At 60.3% G+C, this 20,203-nt stretch carries 21 protein-coding genes and 1 other RNA gene; 9 read left to right on the top strand and 13 right to left on the bottom strand.

Annotated elements, in window-relative coordinates:
* Positions 1-340: 340 nt before the first annotated feature.
* The 4 genes from GJA_RS05080 to GJA_RS05070 form a co-directional block, all read right to left on the bottom strand.
* Positions 341-799, bottom strand: coding sequence for an EVE domain-containing protein (locus GJA_RS05080; protein WP_038489419.1), 459 nt, complete (start codon positions 797-799; stop codon positions 341-343).
* A gap of 90 nt (positions 800-889) precedes the next feature.
* A non-coding RNA gene (ssrS, locus tag GJA_RS26545) (6S RNA) lies at positions 890-1,067 on the bottom strand.
* A gap of 58 nt (positions 1,068-1,125) precedes the next feature.
* Complete coding sequence (locus tag GJA_RS05075; protein WP_038489416.1) at positions 1,126-1,437, bottom strand: cell division protein ZapA; 312 nt, start codon at positions 1,435-1,437, stop codon at positions 1,126-1,128.
* Complete coding sequence (locus tag GJA_RS05070; protein WP_038489413.1) at positions 1,434-1,682, bottom strand: hypothetical protein; 249 nt, start codon at positions 1,680-1,682, stop codon at positions 1,434-1,436. The genes GJA_RS05075 and GJA_RS05070 overlap by 4 nt, the downstream gene beginning before the upstream one ends.
* A gap of 664 nt (positions 1,683-2,346) precedes the next feature.
* Here GJA_RS05070 and groES point away from each other — a divergent pair.
* From groES to GJA_RS05055, 3 genes are all read left to right on the top strand, one after another.
* Positions 2,347-2,637 (top strand): co-chaperone GroES, encoded by a 291-nt coding sequence (gene groES, locus GJA_RS05065; RefSeq protein WP_010400979.1) that lies wholly within the window; start codon positions 2,347-2,349, stop codon positions 2,635-2,637.
* A 55-nt stretch (positions 2,638-2,692) separates the two neighbouring features.
* Positions 2,693-4,342: a chaperonin GroEL gene (gene groL, locus GJA_RS05060; protein WP_038489409.1), complete on the top strand. Its 1,650-nt coding sequence runs from the start codon at positions 2,693-2,695 to the stop codon at positions 4,340-4,342.
* 221 nt (positions 4,343-4,563) lie between these two features.
* Complete coding sequence (locus GJA_RS05055) at positions 4,564-5,079, top strand: hypothetical protein (protein ID WP_038489406.1); 516 nt, start codon at positions 4,564-4,566, stop codon at positions 5,077-5,079.
* Between the two features lie 10 nt (positions 5,080-5,089).
* Here GJA_RS05055 and GJA_RS05050 read toward each other — a convergent pair whose 3' ends face one another.
* Both GJA_RS05050 and GJA_RS05045 read right to left on the bottom strand, forming a co-directional pair.
* The gene (locus tag GJA_RS05050) at positions 5,090-6,358 is read right to left on the bottom strand and encodes an MFS transporter (protein WP_038489402.1); all 1,269 of its coding nucleotides are present in this window, start codon (positions 6,356-6,358) and stop codon (positions 5,090-5,092) included.
* 36 nt (positions 6,359-6,394) lie between these two features.
* Positions 6,395-6,913 (bottom strand): PadR family transcriptional regulator, encoded by a 519-nt coding sequence (locus tag GJA_RS05045; protein ID WP_038489399.1) that lies wholly within the window; start codon positions 6,911-6,913, stop codon positions 6,395-6,397.
* Between the two features lie 271 nt (positions 6,914-7,184).
* On the opposite strand from GJA_RS05045, the gene GJA_RS05040 reads away from it, so the two are divergent.
* The gene (locus GJA_RS05040; protein WP_038489395.1) at positions 7,185-8,741 is read left to right on the top strand and encodes a POT-type proton-dependent oligopeptide transporter; all 1,557 of its coding nucleotides are present in this window, start codon (positions 7,185-7,187) and stop codon (positions 8,739-8,741) included.
* A 395-nt stretch (positions 8,742-9,136) separates the two neighbouring features.
* Here GJA_RS05040 and GJA_RS05035 read toward each other — a convergent pair whose 3' ends face one another.
* Positions 9,137-10,768, bottom strand: a complete 1,632-nt coding sequence (locus GJA_RS05035; protein ID WP_038489392.1) for an alpha-D-glucose phosphate-specific phosphoglucomutase — start codon at positions 10,766-10,768, stop codon at positions 9,137-9,139.
* Positions 10,769-11,121: 353 nt separating this feature from the next.
* Between GJA_RS05035 and GJA_RS05030 the strand changes: the two genes are divergently transcribed.
* The gene (locus tag GJA_RS05030; protein ID WP_051780334.1) at positions 11,122-11,457 is read left to right on the top strand and encodes a DUF3649 domain-containing protein; all 336 of its coding nucleotides are present in this window, start codon (positions 11,122-11,124) and stop codon (positions 11,455-11,457) included.
* A gap of 222 nt (positions 11,458-11,679) precedes the next feature.
* On the opposite strand, the gene GJA_RS05025 is transcribed toward GJA_RS05030, so the two are convergent.
* Entirely contained in the window at positions 11,680-13,551 is a 1,872-nt protein-coding gene (locus tag GJA_RS05025; protein WP_061301581.1) for a putative bifunctional diguanylate cyclase/phosphodiesterase, read from the bottom strand.
* A gap of 359 nt (positions 13,552-13,910) precedes the next feature.
* Between GJA_RS05025 and GJA_RS05020 the strand changes: the two genes are divergently transcribed.
* Together GJA_RS05020 and GJA_RS27725 are read left to right on the top strand one after the other, a co-directional pair.
* Positions 13,911-14,150 carry a hypothetical protein gene (locus tag GJA_RS05020; RefSeq protein WP_038489390.1) on the top strand — a complete coding sequence of 80 codons (240 nt, stop codon included), beginning with the start codon at positions 13,911-13,913 and terminating at the stop codon, positions 14,148-14,150.
* Positions 14,132-14,287 (top strand): hypothetical protein, encoded by a 156-nt coding sequence (locus GJA_RS27725; protein WP_156484112.1) that lies wholly within the window; start codon positions 14,132-14,134, stop codon positions 14,285-14,287. The genes GJA_RS05020 and GJA_RS27725 overlap by 19 nt, the downstream gene beginning before the upstream one ends.
* 33 nt (positions 14,288-14,320) lie before the next feature.
* On the opposite strand, the gene GJA_RS05015 is transcribed toward GJA_RS27725, so the two are convergent.
* A complete protein-coding gene (locus GJA_RS05015) occupies positions 14,321-15,055 on the bottom strand; it encodes an iron-containing redox enzyme family protein (RefSeq protein WP_038489388.1) in 735 nt (244 codons plus the stop codon).
* A gap of 417 nt (positions 15,056-15,472) precedes the next feature.
* The gene (locus tag GJA_RS05010) at positions 15,473-16,324 is read right to left on the bottom strand and encodes an alpha/beta fold hydrolase (RefSeq protein WP_051780332.1); all 852 of its coding nucleotides are present in this window, start codon (positions 16,322-16,324) and stop codon (positions 15,473-15,475) included.
* A 209-nt stretch (positions 16,325-16,533) separates the two neighbouring features.
* Between GJA_RS05010 and GJA_RS05005 the strand changes: the two genes are divergently transcribed.
* Together GJA_RS05005 and GJA_RS05000 are read left to right on the top strand one after the other, a co-directional pair.
* The gene (locus tag GJA_RS05005; protein ID WP_051781363.1) at positions 16,534-17,097 is read left to right on the top strand and encodes a sigma-70 family RNA polymerase sigma factor; all 564 of its coding nucleotides are present in this window, start codon (positions 16,534-16,536) and stop codon (positions 17,095-17,097) included.
* Complete coding sequence (locus GJA_RS05000) at positions 17,094-17,729, top strand: DUF1109 domain-containing protein (RefSeq protein WP_038489386.1); 636 nt, start codon at positions 17,094-17,096, stop codon at positions 17,727-17,729. Before GJA_RS05005 ends, GJA_RS05000 begins: the two co-directional genes overlap by 4 nt.
* 62 nt (positions 17,730-17,791) lie before the next feature.
* Here GJA_RS05000 and GJA_RS04995 read toward each other — a convergent pair whose 3' ends face one another.
* The 3 genes from GJA_RS04995 to GJA_RS04985 all read right to left on the bottom strand — a co-directional run bounded on the left by GJA_RS04995 (position 17,792) and on the right by GJA_RS04985 (position 19,951).
* Positions 17,792-18,310, bottom strand: a complete 519-nt coding sequence (locus GJA_RS04995) for a GNAT family N-acetyltransferase (RefSeq protein ID WP_038489384.1) — start codon at positions 18,308-18,310, stop codon at positions 17,792-17,794.
* Positions 18,311-18,380: 70 nt separating this feature from the next.
* Positions 18,381-19,655, bottom strand: coding sequence for an amidohydrolase family protein (locus GJA_RS04990; RefSeq protein ID WP_038489381.1), 1,275 nt, complete (start codon positions 19,653-19,655; stop codon positions 18,381-18,383).
* A 44-nt stretch (positions 19,656-19,699) separates the two neighbouring features.
* The gene (locus GJA_RS04985; RefSeq protein ID WP_038489379.1) at positions 19,700-19,951 is read right to left on the bottom strand and encodes a DUF2164 domain-containing protein; all 252 of its coding nucleotides are present in this window, start codon (positions 19,949-19,951) and stop codon (positions 19,700-19,702) included.
* Positions 19,952-20,203: the final 252 nt, after the last annotated feature.

Here is a 20,203-nt window from a genome sequence, read left to right as displayed (position 1 = left end):
TGCCGTCATCGGCAAGAAAATCCGTCAGCGAAAGTCCGTTCTGAAACTAAGTTTGATTGATCGCCCTGTTTGCACCGGCGTGACGGGTTTCTCGTGTCAGTTGGACTACTCACCGGCGACATAGTTCTGAATTTAGTGCAAAAAAAATTATTATCAAGACGAGAACCATCCTGACCGGCGAAGGTCATCGTTAAGCACATCGTGCCGCACTCAAGTGAGGGAAATGAATGTTCGCGTTGTTTGGACAGGGAGCATTGCTGGCCGCGGCGCACCACGCGCGCCGGGCATGGGGATGCCAGGCCGGCCTGGCCTTCCTGGCGGCATCGGCGCGGGTACCGGCTTACTTGAGCATGGCGACAATAATCTGCCACTGCGCCGGCGTGACCGGCGTGATCGACAGCCGGCTGCCTTTTTGCAGCAGCGGCATCTGTTCCAGTCCCTCGGTGCGGCGCAACTCGGCCAACGGCAGTAATGCGGTCTTCCTGGTGCCCTGCACATCGATGCTGATCCAGCGTGGCTGTGCCGGGGTCGCCTTCGGGTCGAAATACTTGCCGCCGGTTTCAAACTGGCTGTGATCCGGATAAGCGTGGCTGGCCACCACCGCCAAGCCGGCCACGCCCGGCTGCGGACAACTGGAGTGATAAAACAGCACGCCGTCGCCGACCTTCATGCCGTCGCGCATGAAATTGCGCGCCTGGTAATTACGCACGCCAAACCAGGCCACCGTGTGCCGCGGCGCCGCCATCACATCGTCGATACTGACTTCGTCGGGCTCGGATTTCATCAACCAGTATTGCATGGACTGCTCCTGAAAAGTGCGGCTGGCACAAAGCGACCGCGCATGAAAAAGCGGCTGCGCATACATGCATATGCGCAGCCGCTCTGGATGTGGAACCCCGCCTGTGCCGCTGTGCCGGCATCCCGAACCAAACGGTTCAAGGTGGTCACGTTAGTTCAATTTCGGGTTCGTCGAACGAGCGACGCTCACTCCCATCAAACAAAATTCGCAACCGATGCGCATAAATGGTTCAAGGAATATATGGCAATCGCGAACACCGCAGGGTAGGAAGGAAGTTTACTCCTATGCCCGCCCATGTCAAAGCGAATTCTTGAATTAATCTCGAATTAAAACAGATTTTCCTGCGGCGTCAGCGCCGCGTCGAGCACCTTGTGCATGGCGCCGATCTTTTGCTTCACTTCCAGTATGGTCAATTCGGAAAGAGGTCCCTGCGGCGATTTCACCGACAGGAATTCCGCCGCCACGCCCAGCGCGGCCAGCACGGCGATGCGGTCGTTGCCCTTGACCTTGCCGGCGTCGCGGATCGCTTTCATCTTGCTGTCGAGATAAATCGCCGCTTCGCGCAACGCGCGCTCCTCGCCTTCGCGGCACACCATGCTGTAGGACTGGCCCATGATGTTGACATCGACACGCGTCATTGTGCTTCCTTCCCGGCCGATTCGATTTGCGCCTGCTCCAGTCCGGCCTGCACCAATTCAGGGATTTTTTCCAGCAAGGCGACCACCCGCTGCTGCGCTTCGCTCATGCGCTGGACGTAGGCGGCATTTTCCGCGCTCAGGACGGCGTTCGCCTGGCGCAGTTGTGCGTTTTCGCGACGCAACTCGTGCGTCATCTCGGCCAGCAGGCCGATCTTTTCGGATAATTCATGGAATTCGGAAATCATCCCGCCACTATAGGGCGGCTGCCGTACAGGCGTCAATCGAATCAGGCAGCTGTAACACATATTTACGGAATCTACATCAAGATTTCCCGGCCAGCATGCTTTCCAAAGTGCCATTATCGGCATCAGGCAGGCATCGGATTCGAAAGTGACGCTTATTTGCCGCTTATTTGTACTTTACGTGCAGCCTGGCTGCCGCCGCGATGCGCCAGGTTCATGGCGGTGCCGGATCTCCATGAATCCGGCACCGCCAGCTGAAAATGATGCAAGTGCAACAAATAAAGGCTGACCATATCGCAGCATAGGCAAGCCCTGGAGCGTCAATTTGCCCACTGCAAGAGGCTCCATGAACAAAGACAATCGACATCTGATAGTTGATAGTAAATCGACATAATCCCGCCGACGCCCGGGGAACTGCTTGAGACAGCGCAAGCCGCATGCATTCAGGGCTGCGGAATTCGAGCATGCTTATGAAATAAATGCATGCACACTTGAATTAGCCACATACCGTCCCTATAATTGGCACTCGTTAGTAGAGAGTGCTAACAACTCTTTCTAGCCGCTTTAAGCAAACTGAAACGGCAATCGACCGACTGCGGACCCTGTAACGAGGGTACCTTGCAATCAACCAAGCAATATCTATCCATTGATCTTTAAGGAGTTTTGTATGAATCTGCGCCCATTGAACGATCGCGTTATCGTCAAACGCCTCGACCAGGAAACCAAAACCGCGTCCGGCCTCATCATTCCTGATGCAGCTGCCGAAAAACCGGATCAAGGCGAAGTTCTGGCCGTAGGCAATGGCAAGATTCTCGACGACGGCAAAGTACGTCCTCTGGATGTCAAAGTCGGCGACCGCGTCCTGTTCGGCAAGTACGCCGGCCAAACCGTCAAGGTTGACGGCGATGAGCTGCTGGTCATGCGCGAAGAAGACATCATGGCGATCGTCGTCAAGTAATCAACGAATTGTTTCGTTTTAGATACTTATTCCACGAAATTCAGGAGCATTAAACATGGCAGCTAAAGAAGTAGTTTTCGGCGACGCAGCGCGCGCCAAAATGGTTGAAGGCGTCAACATCCTCGCCAACGCAGTCAAGGTCACGCTGGGTCCGAAAGGCCGCAACGTGGTACTGGAGCGTTCGTTCGGCGCCCCTACCGTCACCAAGGACGGCGTGTCGGTCGCTAAAGAGATCGAACTGAAAGACAAGCTCATGAACATGGGCGCGCAAATGGTCAAGGAAGTCGCTTCCCGCACCAGCGACAACGCCGGCGACGGCACCACCACCGCGACCGTGCTGGCGCAAGCCATCGTGCGCGAAGGCATGAAGTTCGTTGCCGCCGGCATGAACCCGATGGACTTGAAGCGCGGCATCGACAAGGCTGTTGCAGCCACCGTCGAAGAGCTGGCTAAAATCGCCCGTCCTTGCACCACCACCAAGGAAATCGCCCAAGTCGGTTCGATCTCGGCCAACTCGGATGCGTCGATCGGCGAGCGTATCGCCGAAGCGATGGAAAAAGTCGGCAAAGAAGGCGTGATCACCGTGGAAGACGGTAAATCGCTGAACGACGAACTGGATATCGTTGAAGGTATGCAATTCGACCGCGGCTACCTGTCGCCATACTTCATCAACAACCAAGAGAAACAAGTTGCCATCCTGGACAATCCATTCGTCCTGCTGTGCGACAAGAAAATCTCGAACATCCGCGATCTGCTGCCGGTACTGGAACAAGTCGCCAAAGCCGGCCGTCCACTGCTGATCATCGCAGAAGACATCGAAGGCGAAGCGCTGGCGACCCTGGTGGTCAACAACATCCGCGGCATCCTGAAAACTTGCGCAGTGAAAGCACCAGGCTTCGGCGACCGCCGCAAAGCCATGCTGGAAGACATCGCTGTGCTGACCGGCGGCCAGGTGATCGCCGAAGAAGTCGGCCTGACGCTGGAAAAAGTCACGCTGGCCGAACTGGGCCAGGCCAAGCGTATCGAAGTCGGCAAAGAAAACACCATCGTCATCGATGGCGCCGGCGAAGCTGGCTCGATCGAAGCGCGCGTCAAGCAAGTGCGCGTGCAAATCGAAGAAGCGACCTCGGACTACGACCGTGAAAAACTGCAAGAGCGCGTGGCCAAACTGGCCGGCGGCGTTGCAGTGATCAAGGTTGGCGCAGCCACCGAAGTCGAAATGAAAGAGAAAAAAGCCCGCGTTGAAGATGCACTGCACGCGACCCGCGCCGCCGTGGAAGAAGGCATCGTGCCAGGCGGCGGCGTAGCCCTGCTGCGCGCACGCGCCAACATCACCGTCAAAGGCGACAACGCCGACCAGGACGCAGGCATCAAGATCGTTCTGCGCGCAATGGAAGAGCCGCTGCGCATGATCGTGCAAAACGCCGGCGACGAAGCTTCGGTGGTCGTGGCCGCGGTATTGGCCGGCAAAGGTAACTACGGTTACAACGCCGCCAACGGCACCTACGGCGACATGGTTGAAATGGGCGTGCTGGATCCAGCAAAAGTCACCCGTTCGGCCCTGCAAAACGCCGCATCGATCGCATCGCTGATGCTGACCACCGATTGCATGGTATGCGAAGTCCCAGAAGACAAAGCAGCCGGCGGCATGGGCGGCGGCATGGGTGGTATGGGCGGCATGGGCGGTATGGACGGCATGATGTAATTGCGGGCGGGTCAAGGCGCGGGGTAACGACTGCGCCAGACCTGCCATCGGCATCACCGAAAGGCTATCTTCTGTTGGAGATAGCCTTTTTTTCTGGAAAAAACCGTCGCAGTGAACGCCACTCACGGACAATGATTGTCCCCTGCATGACTTTGGTTTAGTATTCCCGCAACTACTCCTGCAACTATTTCAGCAACGTCACCCAGCAAAGGCCGTCCATCATGTCGCAATCCGCATCATCGTCGAAAACCGCGGTTATCGCAGGGACACTGGCCGGCTTGCTGGCGGCCGGACTGGCCGGCTATTATTGGCACGCTCAACCGGCAGTCACTGCGCCGGTTGCTGCCGTAGCTACGGCATCCGCTACCGCATCAGCGGCTGCGCCGGCGGCAACCGCGCCGAAAGCTGGCGCGCGCAGCAAGGAGCAAGCGCTGGCAGACCTGATGAGCCTGCCTGAGTTGCAAGCATGGTCGGCCTGCATCGAACAACAATCGGCCGGCAAATCGCATGGCGCGGTGATCGAATACGATCCCGAGCCGATGCTGATCGAAGGCAAGAGCTACTGGCAATTGAGCTTTGTCGAAAATACTCCCGAAGCGGCGCACCGCTGGGAAAGCTTCCTGGTCGCCCAGCACAGCACAGAGATCCTGGTGGAAGACTTGATCGGCGATGAATTGCTGAGCCTGGATCGCTGGCGCAAGGAAAAGCGGCCGATGCAGCGCAGCGGCGCCCAGTAACTCATCCGCGTCAAGCCGCTGTTGGCGTCGTCGGCAAGATCGTCGCCGGCGACTGCGCTTGCACGCGGCCCACCCACAGCACGGTAAACAAGGTCACCCCGGCCGCGATCCAGCCATTGATGCCATAACCGCTGATGTGGCCGGCGCTGTCGACCTGCAAGGTCAGGCCGCCCAGCCATGCGCCCAGCCCGCTGCCCACTTGCTGGATCGCCGAATTGGCGCTGAGAAAGGCGCCGCGCCGCGACGGTTCCGGTATCGTGGTCAGCAATGCTTGCATCGGGATATTACGCCCGGAAACAGGGATCATAAAGAAAGAGAAAGTCACCATAACCGCCAGCAAGGACAGTTGCGGCATATGCGTGACAAACAGCATGGGCAAGATCGAAAACAGCGCCACCAGGCGGTACGCCCGGTGCTTGCCGCTGCGGTCCGACCATTTGCCGATCCAGCGCGCGGTGAACAGCGTCGTCGCGCCGCCCGCCAGGTAAGCCCAGCCGATATCGCCCGGCGCGATGCCGAGATTGCCGACCAGTACAGGCGAAATAAACGGGATCACCAGCATGCTGGCCGTAATATTCATCATGGACAGCAAGAACGCATACAGATGGCGCCGCTCGCGGAACAGGTTCAGCAGGTTGGGCAAGACTTCGGCCAGCGTGGCCGGCTTGCCGGCACGGTGACTGTTCAATTCCGGCAAGACGCGCGCCGCGCCGAGCCAGATCAGCAGCGAAAAGATGACCAGCAAATAAAACGGCGCGGCCCAGTTGAAGTGCGCCGCCAGGCTGACGCCGAGCGGCACGCCGGCCACCGCGGCCAGGCTGAACGACGTCATGACGATGCCGGACGCGGCGCCGCGGCGCTCGGCGGGAATCACGTCGCCGATGATGGCCATGATGATGGCGCCCAGCACGCCGCCGGTCAGTCCGGCAAACGCGCGCGACAGCACCAGCACGTGGAAATTCGGCGCCATCGCGCACGCCAGGTTCGACAGCGTGAACAGGCAAAACATCATCAGCAACAAGTTCTTGCGGTCGAAACGGTCGATATACGTGATGGCCAGCAAGCCGGACAAACCGGCGCACCAGGCGTAGGCCGACACCGCGCCCGACACGGCGGCCGGACCGATGGCGAAGGCGTGCATCAATTGCGGCGCCAGCGGCATCATCACCATGAAATCCATGATGACGGTAAATTGAATCAGCGCCAGCAGCCACAGCAGGGCTCGTTCGCGGCCGGCCGATAATAACGGTAAGGCAGAGGGTAAGACAGGTGTATGCATTTTTTCTTCTTTTACAGGTAAAGGGGGAACCCGGAGTTACTTCAGTGCATCGATATCGCGTATGGCCTGGCGCAATATCGCGCGCACGCCATCGGCCCGCGCCGTCGTCGGGCCGTCGAGATGGACACGCGACGCGACCGCTTCCTTCAGTTGATGCATCAAATGGCGCAAGTCGTCGCAATGTTCGCCGGCGCCATCCATCCGCGCCAGGATCGCATCGGCGTATTGCCGGTTATCTTGCAGGAAAACCAGCCCTTCCGGCGTAATGCTGTGCAACTTCTTGTTGCCATCCGGGGTCGCCGATACATGGCCCAGGTCCAGCAACATCGCCAGCAGCGGATAAATCGCCCCCGGACTCGGCGCATAACCGCCGCCGGCGCGCTGCTCGATAGCCTTGATGATTTCGTAGCCATGGCGTGGTTTATCGGCGATCAGTTGCAAGACGACATAACGCATCGCACCGGCGTCGAAGCGCTTCGGACCACGTCCGCCAGCAGCGCCGCCATGATGGGCATGAACGTGCAAGCGGTGCGAACCGCGCAATAAATGCAACATGATAGTCCCATAAGATATATCGTAATAAGATATATCTTAACTTGACAATGTAAAAATTCAAGTTTTATTTCAGCATGACATTCAATCGCAAGCACGGCACGGCAACAGCACAAAATATTGCAGATAGAAAAATATTATCAGCCTTATACCTGTATGATCTTTATCTATCAAAAAAACACGACAAATAGCATCAAAGCCACATTTGGTGTTGCCAGTGCGCGCCGCTTCAGCTTAGCATCGCGGACTTATAAAAATTAGGAGAGCGCGCGCCATGTCACAGGCCGAAACACCCACCGCAACCGGGCGCATGCCCCGGCAAATACCGTACATCATCGCCAATGAAGGGTGTGAACGCTTCAGTTTCTATGGCATGCGCAACATCCTGACGCCATTCCTGATCAGCACCCTGCTGCTGCTGATCCCGTACGAACAGCGCACCGGCGAAGCCAAGGATGTGTTCCACACCTTCGTCATCGGCGTGTATTTCTTTCCGCTGCTGGGCGGCTGGCTGGCCGACCGCTTCTTCGGCAAATACAACACCATCTTATGGCTCAGTCTGGTCTATTGCGCCGGCCACGCCTGCCTGGCCGTGTTTGAGGACAATATCAAGGGCTTTTATTTCGGCCTGTTCCTGATCGCCTTCGGTTCCGGCGGCATCAAGCCGCTGGTGGCGTCGTTTGTCGGCGACCAGTTCGACCAGAGCAACAAGCACAAAGCCAAGCTGGTGTTCGACATGTTTTACTGGATCATCAATTTCGGCTCGTTCTTCGCATCGCTGCTGATGCCGATCTTCCTGCGCGACTACGGTCCGGCGATTGCCTTCGGCATTCCAGGCGTGATGATGCTGATGGCGACCATCGTGTTCTGGATGGGCAGCAAGAAATACGTGCACGTGCCGCCGGCGCCGCCGAATCCCGATTCATTCCTGCGCGTGTCGCGCAGCGCCTTGCTGGCGCGCGCGCCGGGCCAGTCGCGTCCGGGCCTGGTGGTGGCCGGCTTCGGCGCGGCGGCGGCGTTCGGCGCGCTGTGCATGGCCGGTGCGTGGGGCTTCGTCATCTCGGCCTGTACCGCGCTGGTCTTGCTGCTGGCGTTCGGCGGCATCGGCACCGCGCTGCAACTGGAGCGGGCGCGCGGCATCCATCCGGACGTAGCGGTCGAAGGCGTGCGCGCGGTATTGCGCATCCTGATCATCTTCGCGCTGGTCACGCCCTTCTTTTCGCTGTTCGACCAAAAAGCGTCGACCTGGATCGTGCAGGCCAACGGCATGACCAAGCCCGAGTGGTTCTTGCCGGCGCAAATGCAGGCGCTGAACCCGATGCTGGTGATGCTGCTGATTCCATTCAACAACCTAGTGCTGTACCCGATGCTGAACCGTTTCGGCTGGGAAGCGACGGCATTGCGCCGCATGACCGCCGGCATCGGCTTTTCGGCGCTGGCCTGGATCGTCATCGGCACCTTGCAACTGTCGCTCGACAGCGGTTCGGCAGTGTCGATCATGTGGCAAATCCTGCCGTATGCGCTGCTGACCTTCGGCGAAGTACTGGTGTCGGCAACCGGCCTGGAGTTCGCGTACAGCCAGGCGCCGGCGTCGATGAAAGGCGCGATCATGAGCTTCTGGAACTTGTCCACCACGGTCGGCAACCTGTGGGTCTTAATCGTCAACAAGAGCGTCATGAATGAAACCGTCATCGGCCAGATCGGCCACAGCGGCATCAGCGTGACCGCCTTCCAGATGTTCTTCTTCGCCGCCTTCGCCGCACTGGCGACGCTGGCCTTCGGCCTGTATGCGAAGCGCTACAAAATGCTCGACAACTACCGCAAAGCTTGAATACAACCGTGGACAGGCCACATCATTGTGCTCTGTCCACGGTGTGCCGCTTAAGAGCCTATCCCAGTAGATGAATACGTCCTGTTCTGGCGCCCCTCAGTAACGGGGACTGCGTTGATCGTCGTCGCGTGGCCCGCCACGCTTGCTCCTCACGCTTGCTCCTCACGCCTGCTCCGCGCTCCCGATGCGCGGCCAGAACAAGACGCTCACTACTGGGATAGGCTCTTCGCTTGCGCTACAGTGATGCCATGCGGATGTAGCGACAAGGAGAGGCGACATGAGCATATCCGTCCAACTCGCCCCAGACACTGAACAGCGCATAGACAAACCGATGGGGCAAACCGGCAATCGGCGAAATCTCTACAGCTAACCAGATAAAACCGAAAGCCGGACATTCAAGTTGTCACGGTTGGTGCGGCACGGCCGGTGCGCGCCTTGATGTCGGCGATCCGTTCCGCCAGCGCGATCAGGCCGGCCAGCGCTTGCTGGGTCGGGATCGCATGTTGCGCCGGGTCGGCTTCGTAGCGCTCCAGGTAGACCCGCAATGTCGCGCCTTCGGTGCCGGTGCCGGACAGCCGCAATACGATGCGCGAACCGTCGGTCAGCAAGATGCGCACGCCTTGCCGCTCGGAGACGCCAGCGTCGACCGGATCGGTGTAGCAGAAATCGTCCGCCAACTCCACCGTGTAACCTTGCAGCGTTTGCCCTGCCAATCCGGCCAGCTTGCCGCGCAGCTGCTGCATCAGGCCGTCGGCGGCAGCGCCGTCGATCGCTTCGTAATCATGGCGCGAATAATAGTGGCGGCCAAAGCGGCGCCAATGTTCGCGCACCAGTTGCGGCACCAGTTTGCCGCTGGCCGCTTGCACGTTGAGCCAGAACAGCACTGCCCACAAGCCATCTTTTTCGCGCACATGACACGATCCGGTGCCGTAGCTTTCTTCACCGCACAAAGTCACTTTGCCGGCGTCGAGCAGGTTGCCGAAAAACTTCCAGCCGGTCGGCGTTTCAAAACAGGGGACTTCCAGCGCGGCCGCCACCTTGTCGGGCGCGCGCGAGGTCGGCATCGAGCGCGCGATGCCCTTGATGCCGCCGCGGTAGCCGGGCGTCAGCATCGCGTGTTCGGCCAGCAGCGCCAGGCTGTCGGACGGGGTCACGTCGAAGTCGCGGCCGACGATCATGTTGCGGTCGCCGTCGCCGTCGGACGCGGCGCCGAAATCGGGCGCGTCGGGGCCGGCCATGCGCGCAATCAATTCAGCGGCGTTGACCGGGTTCGGATCGGGATGGTGGCCGCCGAAATCTTCCAGCGGCAGCGCATTGATGACCGTGCCGGCCGGTGCGCCCAGCAAGTCTTCCAGGATGGCTTTGGCGTACGGTCCGGAAACCGCGTGCATGCCGTCGTAGCACATGCGGAAACCGCCGCCGAACAGCGCGCGGATCGCGTCGAAATCGAACAGGTCCTGCATCAGTTCCGCATAGTCGGCCACCGGATCGATGACCTCGACCAGCATGGTGCCGATGCGCACCGAGCCCAGCGTATCGAGGTCGATGTCAGGCGTATCGCTGATGCGGTAGGCAGCGATGGTTTGCGTATGTGCAAAAATGGCTTCCGTGATCTTTTCCGGCGCCGGGCCGCCGTTGGCGATGTTGTACTTGATGCCGAAATCGCCGTCCGGGCCACCCGGATTATGACTGGCCGACAAGATGATGCCGCCCGAGGCGCGATGTTTACGGATCACACAACTGACTGCCGGCGTCGACAGGATGCCGCCGCGCCCCAGCAGCACCCGCGCATAACCGTGCGCCGCCGCCATGCGCAGCACGGTCTGGATCGCCGTGCGGTTATAAAATCGTCCATCGCCGCCCAGCACCAGCGTCTGGCCGCTGCAATCGCCCAGCGTGTCGAACACGCTTTGCACGAAATTTTCCAGATAAGCCGCTTGCCGGAACAGCGCGACTTTCTTCCGCAAGCCGGACGTGCCGGGACGCTGATCGGGAATCGGCGTAGTGTTGACTGTCAGAATCGCCATATTGCCTCCATATTCATGGTCAATTTTACCGTAGCCATACGGTACTCGGCGCATCCATAGCAAGTTGACACACTTGCATGACTATTATCTTTGCAATAGAATAGGAATCACTCTCATTTATGCGGGTAAATGATCGCCGCCAGTGCGGACAGGCCCGCCGCCAACGCCGCCGCTGGCGACCAGACCGCCAGCACGCTTCCCGCCACGCCAGCCTTGCCTTGACCACTTCCGGCCCCGACCAGGCGCCGTCATCAAAGGATGCTTCATGGCGCGACGCCACGCTCTTTCCATCCGTGCCGCCAGCGATCCGCGCAATGCGTCGCTGAACCTGCGTTACCAGTATTGACCCGCCGATGCCGTCCTTCAAACTGCCCCCGCTGCGGCGAATCGGCTTGACCGGCGTGGTGCGCGACCGCCTGGCGGTCGCCTCGCGCGCGCTGGCCGCCATTTGCGGCGGCTATCTGCTGGCGGCGCTGGTCACCGCGCTGATGGCGGCCGGCCTGCCGCTGGCCCGCGCCGAGGCGGCGCCGAGCGCCACGCTGCTGTCGTTCACCATCTATGCGTGCGCGGTACTGTGGGTGTTCGCCGCCCGTAGCGCATGGCGCGCCTGGCTGGGGCTATTAACGCCGTCGCTGGTGATCGCGGCGCTGTTATATGCGATGGATCGCCTGCCCTGGAGTGCCGCATGAAAGAAGGTTTCAGACGCATGAAATCACGCTACGGATGCAGATGAGCGTTTATCTGGTGGTCTTAGAGACTATCCCAGTAGTAAGCGTCTTGTTCTGGCCGCGCATCAGCAGCGCGGACCAGGCGTGAGGAGCAAGCGTGGCGCGCCACGCGACGACGATCAACGCAGTCCCCGCTGCTGAGGGGCGCCAGCAGGGGACGTATTCATCTACTGGGATAGGCTCTTAATCGGGCCAGGCCAGCGCGGAAGGATCGATGCCGCTCTTGATCAAACCGTCGATCTCGGCCGGCGCCACCGCGCGGCCCAGGTAAAAGCCGAACGCTTCATCGCAGCCCATCAACGCCAGCTGTTCCAGTTGCGCGCTGGTTTCGACGCCGCTGGCGATGGTGCGCAACTTCAGGGTGTGCGCCATCGCCACGATGGCGCGCGCCATCGCACCGGCTTCGGCGTCGCCCTCCGCATCGGTTTTGTCGAGATCTTCGATGAAGCATTTTTCGATTTTCACGGCATCGACCGGGAAGCGTTTCAGGTAATTCAGCGACGCGTCGCCGGTGCCGAAATCGCTGATCGAAATCGCCATGCCCATCTGGCGGAACTGGCGCAGGATCGCTTCGCAATTCTGGTTGCTGTCGATCAGGATCGCGGCGGCGATTTCCAGCTCGATGCAGGAACCGGGCACGCCGGCCGCATCCAGTATCGCGGTGAAATTCTGCACGATGTCGCGCTGGTAAAACTGCCGCGCCGACAGGCTGACCGAGACCCGCAAGGGCTGGCCCTGCAGCATCCAGCGCCGGGCTTGCGCGGCGGCGGTGGCCAGCACCCAGGCGCCGACCGGCAGGATCAGCGCGCTCTCTTCCAGGATCGGCAGGAAATCGAGCGGCATCACCAGCCCCAGGTCCGGATGCTTCCAGCGTATCAGTGCCTTGACGCCGCTGATGCGCTGCGCCTTCAAGTCCAGCCGCGGCTGGTAATACAGCACGAATTCGTCGCGTTCCAGCGCGTGGCCCAGCGCGGTTTCCAGGATGGTGCGCATATACGACGGCGATTGCGCCTGCATCCGCGGCGCGTAGCGCAAACAGGTGCCGGGCGCGCGGCGCTTGGCGGCGTACATCGCCAGGTCGGCTTTTTCGATCAGCGCATGGACGTCGTCGTCGTCGTCCGGATAGATCGCCAGGCCGACGCTGGCCGCCACCGACAGGCTGTATTCGCCGATCACGAACGGCGCGGCGATCGCGTTGACGATTTTTTCGGCGACCCGTTCTGCGTCTTGCGGCGTGTGCATTTCGGTCAGCAGGATGATGAACTCGTCGCCGCCCTGGCGCGCCACCGTATCGACCTTGCGCACGCATTGCTGGATGCGGTGCGCGAATTCGATCAGCACCTGGTCGCCGACGTCATGACCGAGGCTGTCGTTGATGGCCTTGAAGCGGTCGATATCGACGAACAGCACCGCCAGCAAGCCGCGATGGCGCCGCGCATACGCGATGCCGTGCTCGAAGCGGATCTGGAAATGCAGCCGGTTCGGCAAGCCGGTCAAGCCGTCGTGGTGGGCGATGAATTCCAGCCGCGCCTCGGCGCTGCGGCGCGCCGACACGTCGTGCAGCAGCAGCAGCGCGCCGCCCTGTTCTTCGGTCAATGGCGCACAAGTGTATTGCACGTCGATGCGCTTGCCGTCCGAACGGCGCAACAGCACCGCGCCGCGCGCCGCTTCCAGCACATCGTGGCGCAGCAGGCATTCCTGCAATTGCAGCCCCGGATCGACGGCCACGCCATCCTGGTACATCACCAGCAATTCGCCCATCGGCTTGCCGATCGCGTCTTCCGGCGCGCAGCCGCTCATCAGCGCGGCGCGCGGATTCAGGTAAGACACCATGCCGCCGCGGTCGGTGCCGATCACGGCCGCCGGCAGCGCATGCAGCATCGCACCGGCCGCCGTGACGTCCGCCCCCATTCCCGCCGGCGGTTCGGCGCGGCCCAGGCAGCGCCCGCGCCACTGCCGCGCGGCGCGCCATTGGCTGGCCGCCAGCGCCGCCAGCGCGGCACAGCACAGCAGCAACAGCGCGGTTACAAGCAGTTGCAAAGAAATTTGCGGCATGCATTTCCTTTTCGCGACACGATGTTGTGAGCCTAAGTGTTTGCCTAAGGAAATAGTATAAGAATCGCCGCCGTCGAAAAGGCTGTTTCAAGCCAGCTTGACTGGTGTCAACGGGCAACAGTCATGGAAATACGTCAAGTACCGCGCGGCGTCGCGAAAGCGACGCACGGCAGCGCCGCGCCCGTCTTAGAACCTATTCCAGTAGAGAATACATCGCCTGCTGACAGTCCCTCAACAGCGTGGATACGGCCTTCATCTATGACTTGCTTCGTCGTATGGCTCGCCATGCGTCCTCCTCGCCCCTTGGCCACGCTCCGGACGAGCAGCCATCAGACGACGCTCACTACTGAGATAGGTTCTTGTTGGCGGCCGATTTCCAGTTGCAGCGCGCGCTTGACGAACAGCAGGAAGCGGCGATCCGCTATCAACCAACCGTCTTGACCGCATGGCATGAAATCGACGACACCTTGCTGGCCTACGGCGCCGTGCAACGCCGCCGCGCCATCCCGCAAGACACCATCGTCCATCATCAGGATGCGCATGATGCGGCGCTGGCCCGCTACCAGGCTGGCGCCGCGCCTTGCCAGACGTGCTGCTGATGCAGCGCAATCTGCTGGAAGCGCAGACCGCGCTACTGCGTTGCAACGCCGACGTATCGCTGACGGCGATCCGCCTGTACAAGGCACTCGGTGGTGGTTGGGAAAACGCGGCCAATCCGCAGCCCCCATCAGCCTGAGCCAGGCTAAAACGCGGGGGCGTCAGCGGCCGCTCAGACGCAGCAATCGAGGCTGGCCTTGAAGTGGCTGAAGCTGGTCAGGATGCTGTTGCGCACGCCGTCGATGGACTCCTGGGACGGTTCGCTGCCCAGCAGCGTGGCGACGATATCGAGCGCTTCCCATGGATGCGCATCGTCGTAATGGGCGTGCAACTGCAGCCAGCGCATGGCTTTCTTGCGGCTGGCGGCGGGAAAACTGTCTTCATAATGAGACGCGCTGCACACCAGCGTGGCCCAGTCGCCGGTCACGCCTTCGATCGCGTAATTGGTCGCGGCCATGCTTTGCGCCAGCAAGTCGGCGCTGCTGCTGCTCCAGCACCAGTGGCTCAGCGCGAACGCGGCCGGCGGACCTTCGGCGCGCAGCAAGGTGCTTTTCGAGACATCGTGCATGCCGGCCCAGTCGACCCAATAATCGGCGTGGTTTTGTTCGACCCGGATATTGCGCGTCAAATAGCGGCGCGCCATGTCTTCGCCTTCCGAGCGGCCGAAACGCGCCTTCAGCAAATTCATCGCCATATATTGCGGGAATTGTTCAACCACCGGCCATCCATTGACGAAAAACGCGTAGAATTCGCGCGCACCGAGCCTGGCGTCGCGCATGCCGGCGAAGACCCCGTGTCCGGCCACCAGTTGGCGCGCCTGCGAGGTGTCCCGCAAGACTTGCTGCAACCAGGGAGGATAGCTTTCCGCTTCCTTTAACGGACCTCGTCGTTTGAATTCATTACTCATGTGTCAACCTCCTTATGATGGGAAAACTGCTGCTGCAGCACGGTCGAATGGTCAGGAATTTCATGATTGCCGATCAAGCGTGACTATCCATGGACGGCGCGCTGTCCATGGCACGATAGCAATTGCTTAATTTAAACGGCGTTGTACAACATGGGAACAACGCGCCTCTTACCGCGGGAACATGACGCTGCAGCGTCTTGCGTCATGGCACGGGTAAAGATCAGGGCCTGCGAACTTCAGCTTGGGGGACGGTCAGGTAGTCAGAAAGTGACCGGAGCAACGATTGGCGTTGCTCAGTAGAAATACTAACATTGCGTTTAATCAATAAGACTCTCGAAATCTAACGCTGCGCGAAAAATTTATGTTGCTCAAAACGCCGGCTGGCCATCGCTGCCGGCCGGCGTCGGTCAGCGTGCGTCAATTCGCCAGGAAAGCGCGCACCGTATCATTAAAAGCGACCGGATCCTGCAGGAAGGCGAAGTGACTGGTGTTCGGCAAGATCACCAGTTTTGCGCCCGGAATTTTGGCCGCGATATACTTGGTATGTTCCAGCTTGATCGCTTCGTCGTGATCGCCGTCCATCACCAGCACCTTCGATTTGATCGACGCCAACTGCTGGTCGGTCCAATTCGGCTGGCCGCCCCACATCACCGAAATCTTTTCGACGAAGGCCGCGTAGGATTGCGGCGTGGTCTTCTTCAACTTGATGTATTCCTGTTCGGCGCGGGCTAAAAAAGCGGCGAAATTGGGATTTTTATCGGCGTCGGCTATCGTTCCGCTAGTGTTCGTGTTGCCGCCGAACGCGACAATTTTCCCGACCCGCGCCGCATGCCGCAACGCGATATCGAGGCCGACGTTGGCGCCATCGCTCCAGCCGACGATATCGGCCTTGGCGATTTTCAAGTGATTCATCAGTTGCACCACATCGTCCGCCATCCGGTCATAGGAAAGCGGCCGGCTGTCGTCGCTGCTGCGGCCATGTCCGCGGCTATCGACCAGGATCACGGTATGGTCTTTTTTCAGCGCCGTGGCCAGGCCGGACCAGTAATCCGAATTCGCCGGGCCGCCATGCAGCAGGATCACCGGCGCGCCCTTGCCGGCGACGGCATAATACAGGTCGATGCCATTGACCCGGGCCTTGCCGCTGCGTTCGGCGGCTATCGGGGCGGGAGTGTCCGGCAACGTCTGCCAGCGCTCGGCAGCGTGGCTGGCAGGAAGCAAACCGGTCAGTAACAGGGCGCAAATAATTGGGCGTAAAGTAGTCAACATCATCAAATCCTTGGTAAGGTGAAAAAAAGAGCGGCATCAGCCTGCGACAGGTAAATTCTCCCGAAATGCCGCGCCGGTTACAGGGACGGATAAAAAAATAAATTTTTTTGAGGTGTAACCAGAACGCCGCCCACGGAGAATAGCTATCAAGTGGAAAGCAAAACGAGAAAGCAAAACGTGCCGGTACGGTGGATCTGCTTCAAGAGGGTATCGTGTCGATAACAAATAAGAACTACGTCGAGGAACAATTGAAAAGCTTGCTGTTGCCCGGTTTGAACGGCGACAGCGCGGCCTATCGCGCTTTCCTGCGTGCCTTGAGCGGCAGGCTGCGGGCATTCCTGAAACGGCGCTTGTTGAATTATCCGGACCATGTCGAAGACGTATTGCAGGAAACGCTGCTGGCGGTGCATAACGCTCGCCACACTTACGACACCGGGCAACCGCTGACAGCGTGGGTGTACGCGATCGCCAAATACAAGCTGATGGACTTTTTGTACTCCCATGCGCGCCATGCGGCGTTGAACGAGCCGCTCGATGATTATGCCGACGTGTTTGTCGGCGCCGATGACCAGCCGGCACAAGCGAAGCGCGATATCGGCGAGTTATTGCAGCTATTGCCGGAGCGCCAAAGCCTGCCGATCCGGCATGTCAAGCTGGAAGGCTTGTCGGTCAAGGAAACCGCGCTGCTGACCGGGCTTTCCGAATCCGCAGTCAAAATCGGCGTGCACCGGGGTTTGCGCACGCTGGCCAGGAAAATACAGGAACGACCATGAAGACCGAAGAACTGATTGATTTTTTAGCGGCCGGCAGCGAGACGGCAGTACCGCACGGCGTTTTTAAATGGCTGGCCAAGGCGCTGGCCGCGGGCGCCGTGGGCGCGCTGCTGGTGATGCTGCTGGGCTGGGGACCGCGTCCCGACCTGGCGTCGGCATTCGCCACCGCGCCGTTCCTGTGGCGCATGGCGTTCATGCTGTCGGTGATCGCCATCGCGTATTTCTTGACGTCGCGGCTGGCCCGGCCCGGCCTGTCGTCGCGCCATGAATGGCTGCTGGTGGCGGCGCCGTTCATCGTGGCGTGGCTGATCGCGGCGCAAGTGCTGCTGGCGGCGCCTGAGCGGCACGCGCTGCTGTTTGGCGCAACCTGGAAAAGCTGCTCGCTCAATATCGCCGCGATTTCGATCCCCGTCTGGCTGGCCCTGATGTGGAGCATCCGCGGCCTGGCGACGACGCGCTTTCGCATCACCGGTTTCGTCGCCGGTTTTCTGGCCGGCGCGATTGCCGCGCTGGTGTATTGCTTTACCTGCGACGAAATGAGCGTGCCATTCTGGTCGCTATGGTTCTTTATCGGCATGCTGCTGCCCGCCATCGCGGGTGCGCTCTGTTCACGCTGGATATTGCGCTGGTGAGCCAAAAAATCCCGTCTGCATTCGTCCTGCGTCCTGGCCAGCCGGCATGGCCGATGCAGGTGCTAGCCCGGCCAGTGGCTCGGGTCGCTCAGCAACTGGTACATCACATACGCGTCGACGTAGCCCAGCTGCGCGTGGCGGAACGCCATCGGCAAGGTGCCGATGATGGTAAAACCCAGCTTTTTCCATAACATCACCGCGCCGATATTGGTGCTGACCACGAAGTTGAATTGCATCGCCAGATAACCTGACTGGCGCGCCTGTTCCATGCAGTGCACGCCCAGCAGCTTGCCGACGCCGACGCCTTGCGCGGCCGGATCGACCATGAACGACGCGTTGGCGACATGGTTGCCGAGCTCGGCCTGGTTCGGGATCAGCTTGTACATGCCGAGCAATCGCTCGCTGCCCATCACGGCGACAAAACTCTGCACGCCGGGACCGAACCAGTAGGCGTGGCATCGCTCCTTGCTGGTATCCGGGCCGAAGGTGTAGGTGTCGCCATTGGCCACCAGTTGCTGGAAGATACCCCACATCGCCTCAAAGTCGGCTTCCTGGGCAGGACGGATTTCGATTTCTTTCAAGACAGCTCCTGCGGAATCATGAGTAAGGGATTGTGATTTATTTTAGCGGGCAAGTCTAGCGCGCCCGGCATCAGCGCCGCAGCCGGAAATCGACATGGCCCGGCCGGCCCGGCAGCGCCAGCCGGGCGGTGCCGCGCGGCGCCTCGCTGACCACTTGCCCGCGGCGCAGCACCAGCCGGCGCGCCGCGCGCAGGCGGATCGCTTCGGCCGTGCTGCCGGCGTCGAGTATTACCAGGTCGGCGTGGCAGCCCGGCCTCAAGCCATACCCTTGCAGGCCGAGGATGCGCGCCGGGGTCTCGGTGACCGCCAGGAAGCACGCATGCATCGCCTCTTGCCCCGTCATTTGCGCGACGTGCAGCCCCATGTGCGCCACTTCCAGCATGTCGCCGGAACCGAGGCTGTACCACGGGTCCATCACGCAATCGTGGCCGAAGGCGACATCGATGCCGGCCGCCAGCAGTTCCGGCACGCGGGTCATGCCGCGCCGTTTCGGATAGCTGTCGTGGCGGCCTTGCAGCGTGATGTTGATCAGCGGGTTGGCGATCGCCGCCACGCCCGCCTCGCGTATCAGCGGCAGCAATTTGCTGACGTAATAATTGTCCATCGAATGCATCGACGTCAGGTGCGAACCGGTCACCCTGCCCTGCATGCCGAGACGCTGGCTGTGGAAGGCCAGCGTCTCGATATGGCGCGACAGCGGGTCATCCGATTCGTCGCAATGCATATCGACCAGCAAGCCCCGCTCGGCCGCGAATTCGCACAGGATGCGCACCGATTCGGCGCCGTCGGCCATGGTCCGTTCGAAGTGCGGAATGCCGCCGACCACATCGACGCCGAGTCCGATCGCCCGTTTCAGGTTATCCAGCGCGGTCGGGCTGCGCAACAGGCCGTCTTGCGGAAACGCCACCAGTTGCAAGTCGAGATACGGCGCGACCCGGCGCTTGACGTCCAGCAGCGCTTCGACGGCCAGCAGGCGATCGTCGCAAATATCGACGTGCGAGCGAATCGCCAGCAAGCCGCGCGCCACCGCCCAGTCGCAATACTGCAGCGCGCGCTCGATCAGCGCGTCCTGGCTCAGCTGCGGTTTCAGCTCGCCCCACAGCGCGATACCTTCCAGCAGCGTGCCGGATTGGTTCACGCGCGGCAAGCCGTAGCTCAGCGTCGCGTCCATGTGGAAATGGGCGTCGACGAACGGCGGCGCGACCAGGTCGCCGGCGGCGTCGATTTCGGTTGCGCCCTGCACCGGCAGCCTGTGCCCGGTGCCGGCGATGCGGCCGGCGTCGATCGCGATATCGACCGCCGTGCGGCCGTCAGGCAGGGTGGCGTTGCGGATGACCAGATCCATGGGGACTCCCGGTGAGTGTTGATGGTGTGCAGCGGCGCCGGCGCTTATTTTTTGTTCCAGTAGCTGAATTCGGTTTCATAGCAGACCGTGTCGATTTCGGCGATCTTGTCTTGCATCGCCGACTGGGCGTCGAGGATGGCCTGGTTATAGATCGATGGGCCGATTTCGCGCAGGCAAAAGTCGAGCAGCAACTTGGCCTTCAGTTCGCCCACCTCTTCATCCATGTTGCTCGCGCAGTAGCGTTGGATCGAGCCCAGCAAGCGGCTTTCCACTTCTTGATTCAATTTGATTGCCATAGTTACCTTGGATAATAACGTTAATGCTGCACTGCAAGAATTTTACGGATATTTTAGTTCATTGCACAATCTAGTGCGCAGCGTATTGCGGTAGCGCAAACTTCTGAGCGCCGACTTTGGCTATCGAACCGGCCAGCACCACAAATAAAAATAACTTTCAACCAACTGAATTCACCGCTAGAATATTCGTATTGCGTTGCATCAAAATTGAATGAACCATCCACAAAACGCGGCCAAGTCTGGATTCCGGGA

Source organism: Janthinobacterium agaricidamnosum NBRC 102515 = DSM 9628 (genome assembly GCF_000723165.1).
Lineage (GTDB): Bacteria > Pseudomonadota > Gammaproteobacteria > Burkholderiales > Burkholderiaceae_D > Janthinobacterium > Janthinobacterium agaricidamnosum.
This window is presented reverse-complemented; position numbering and strand designations above follow the sequence as displayed.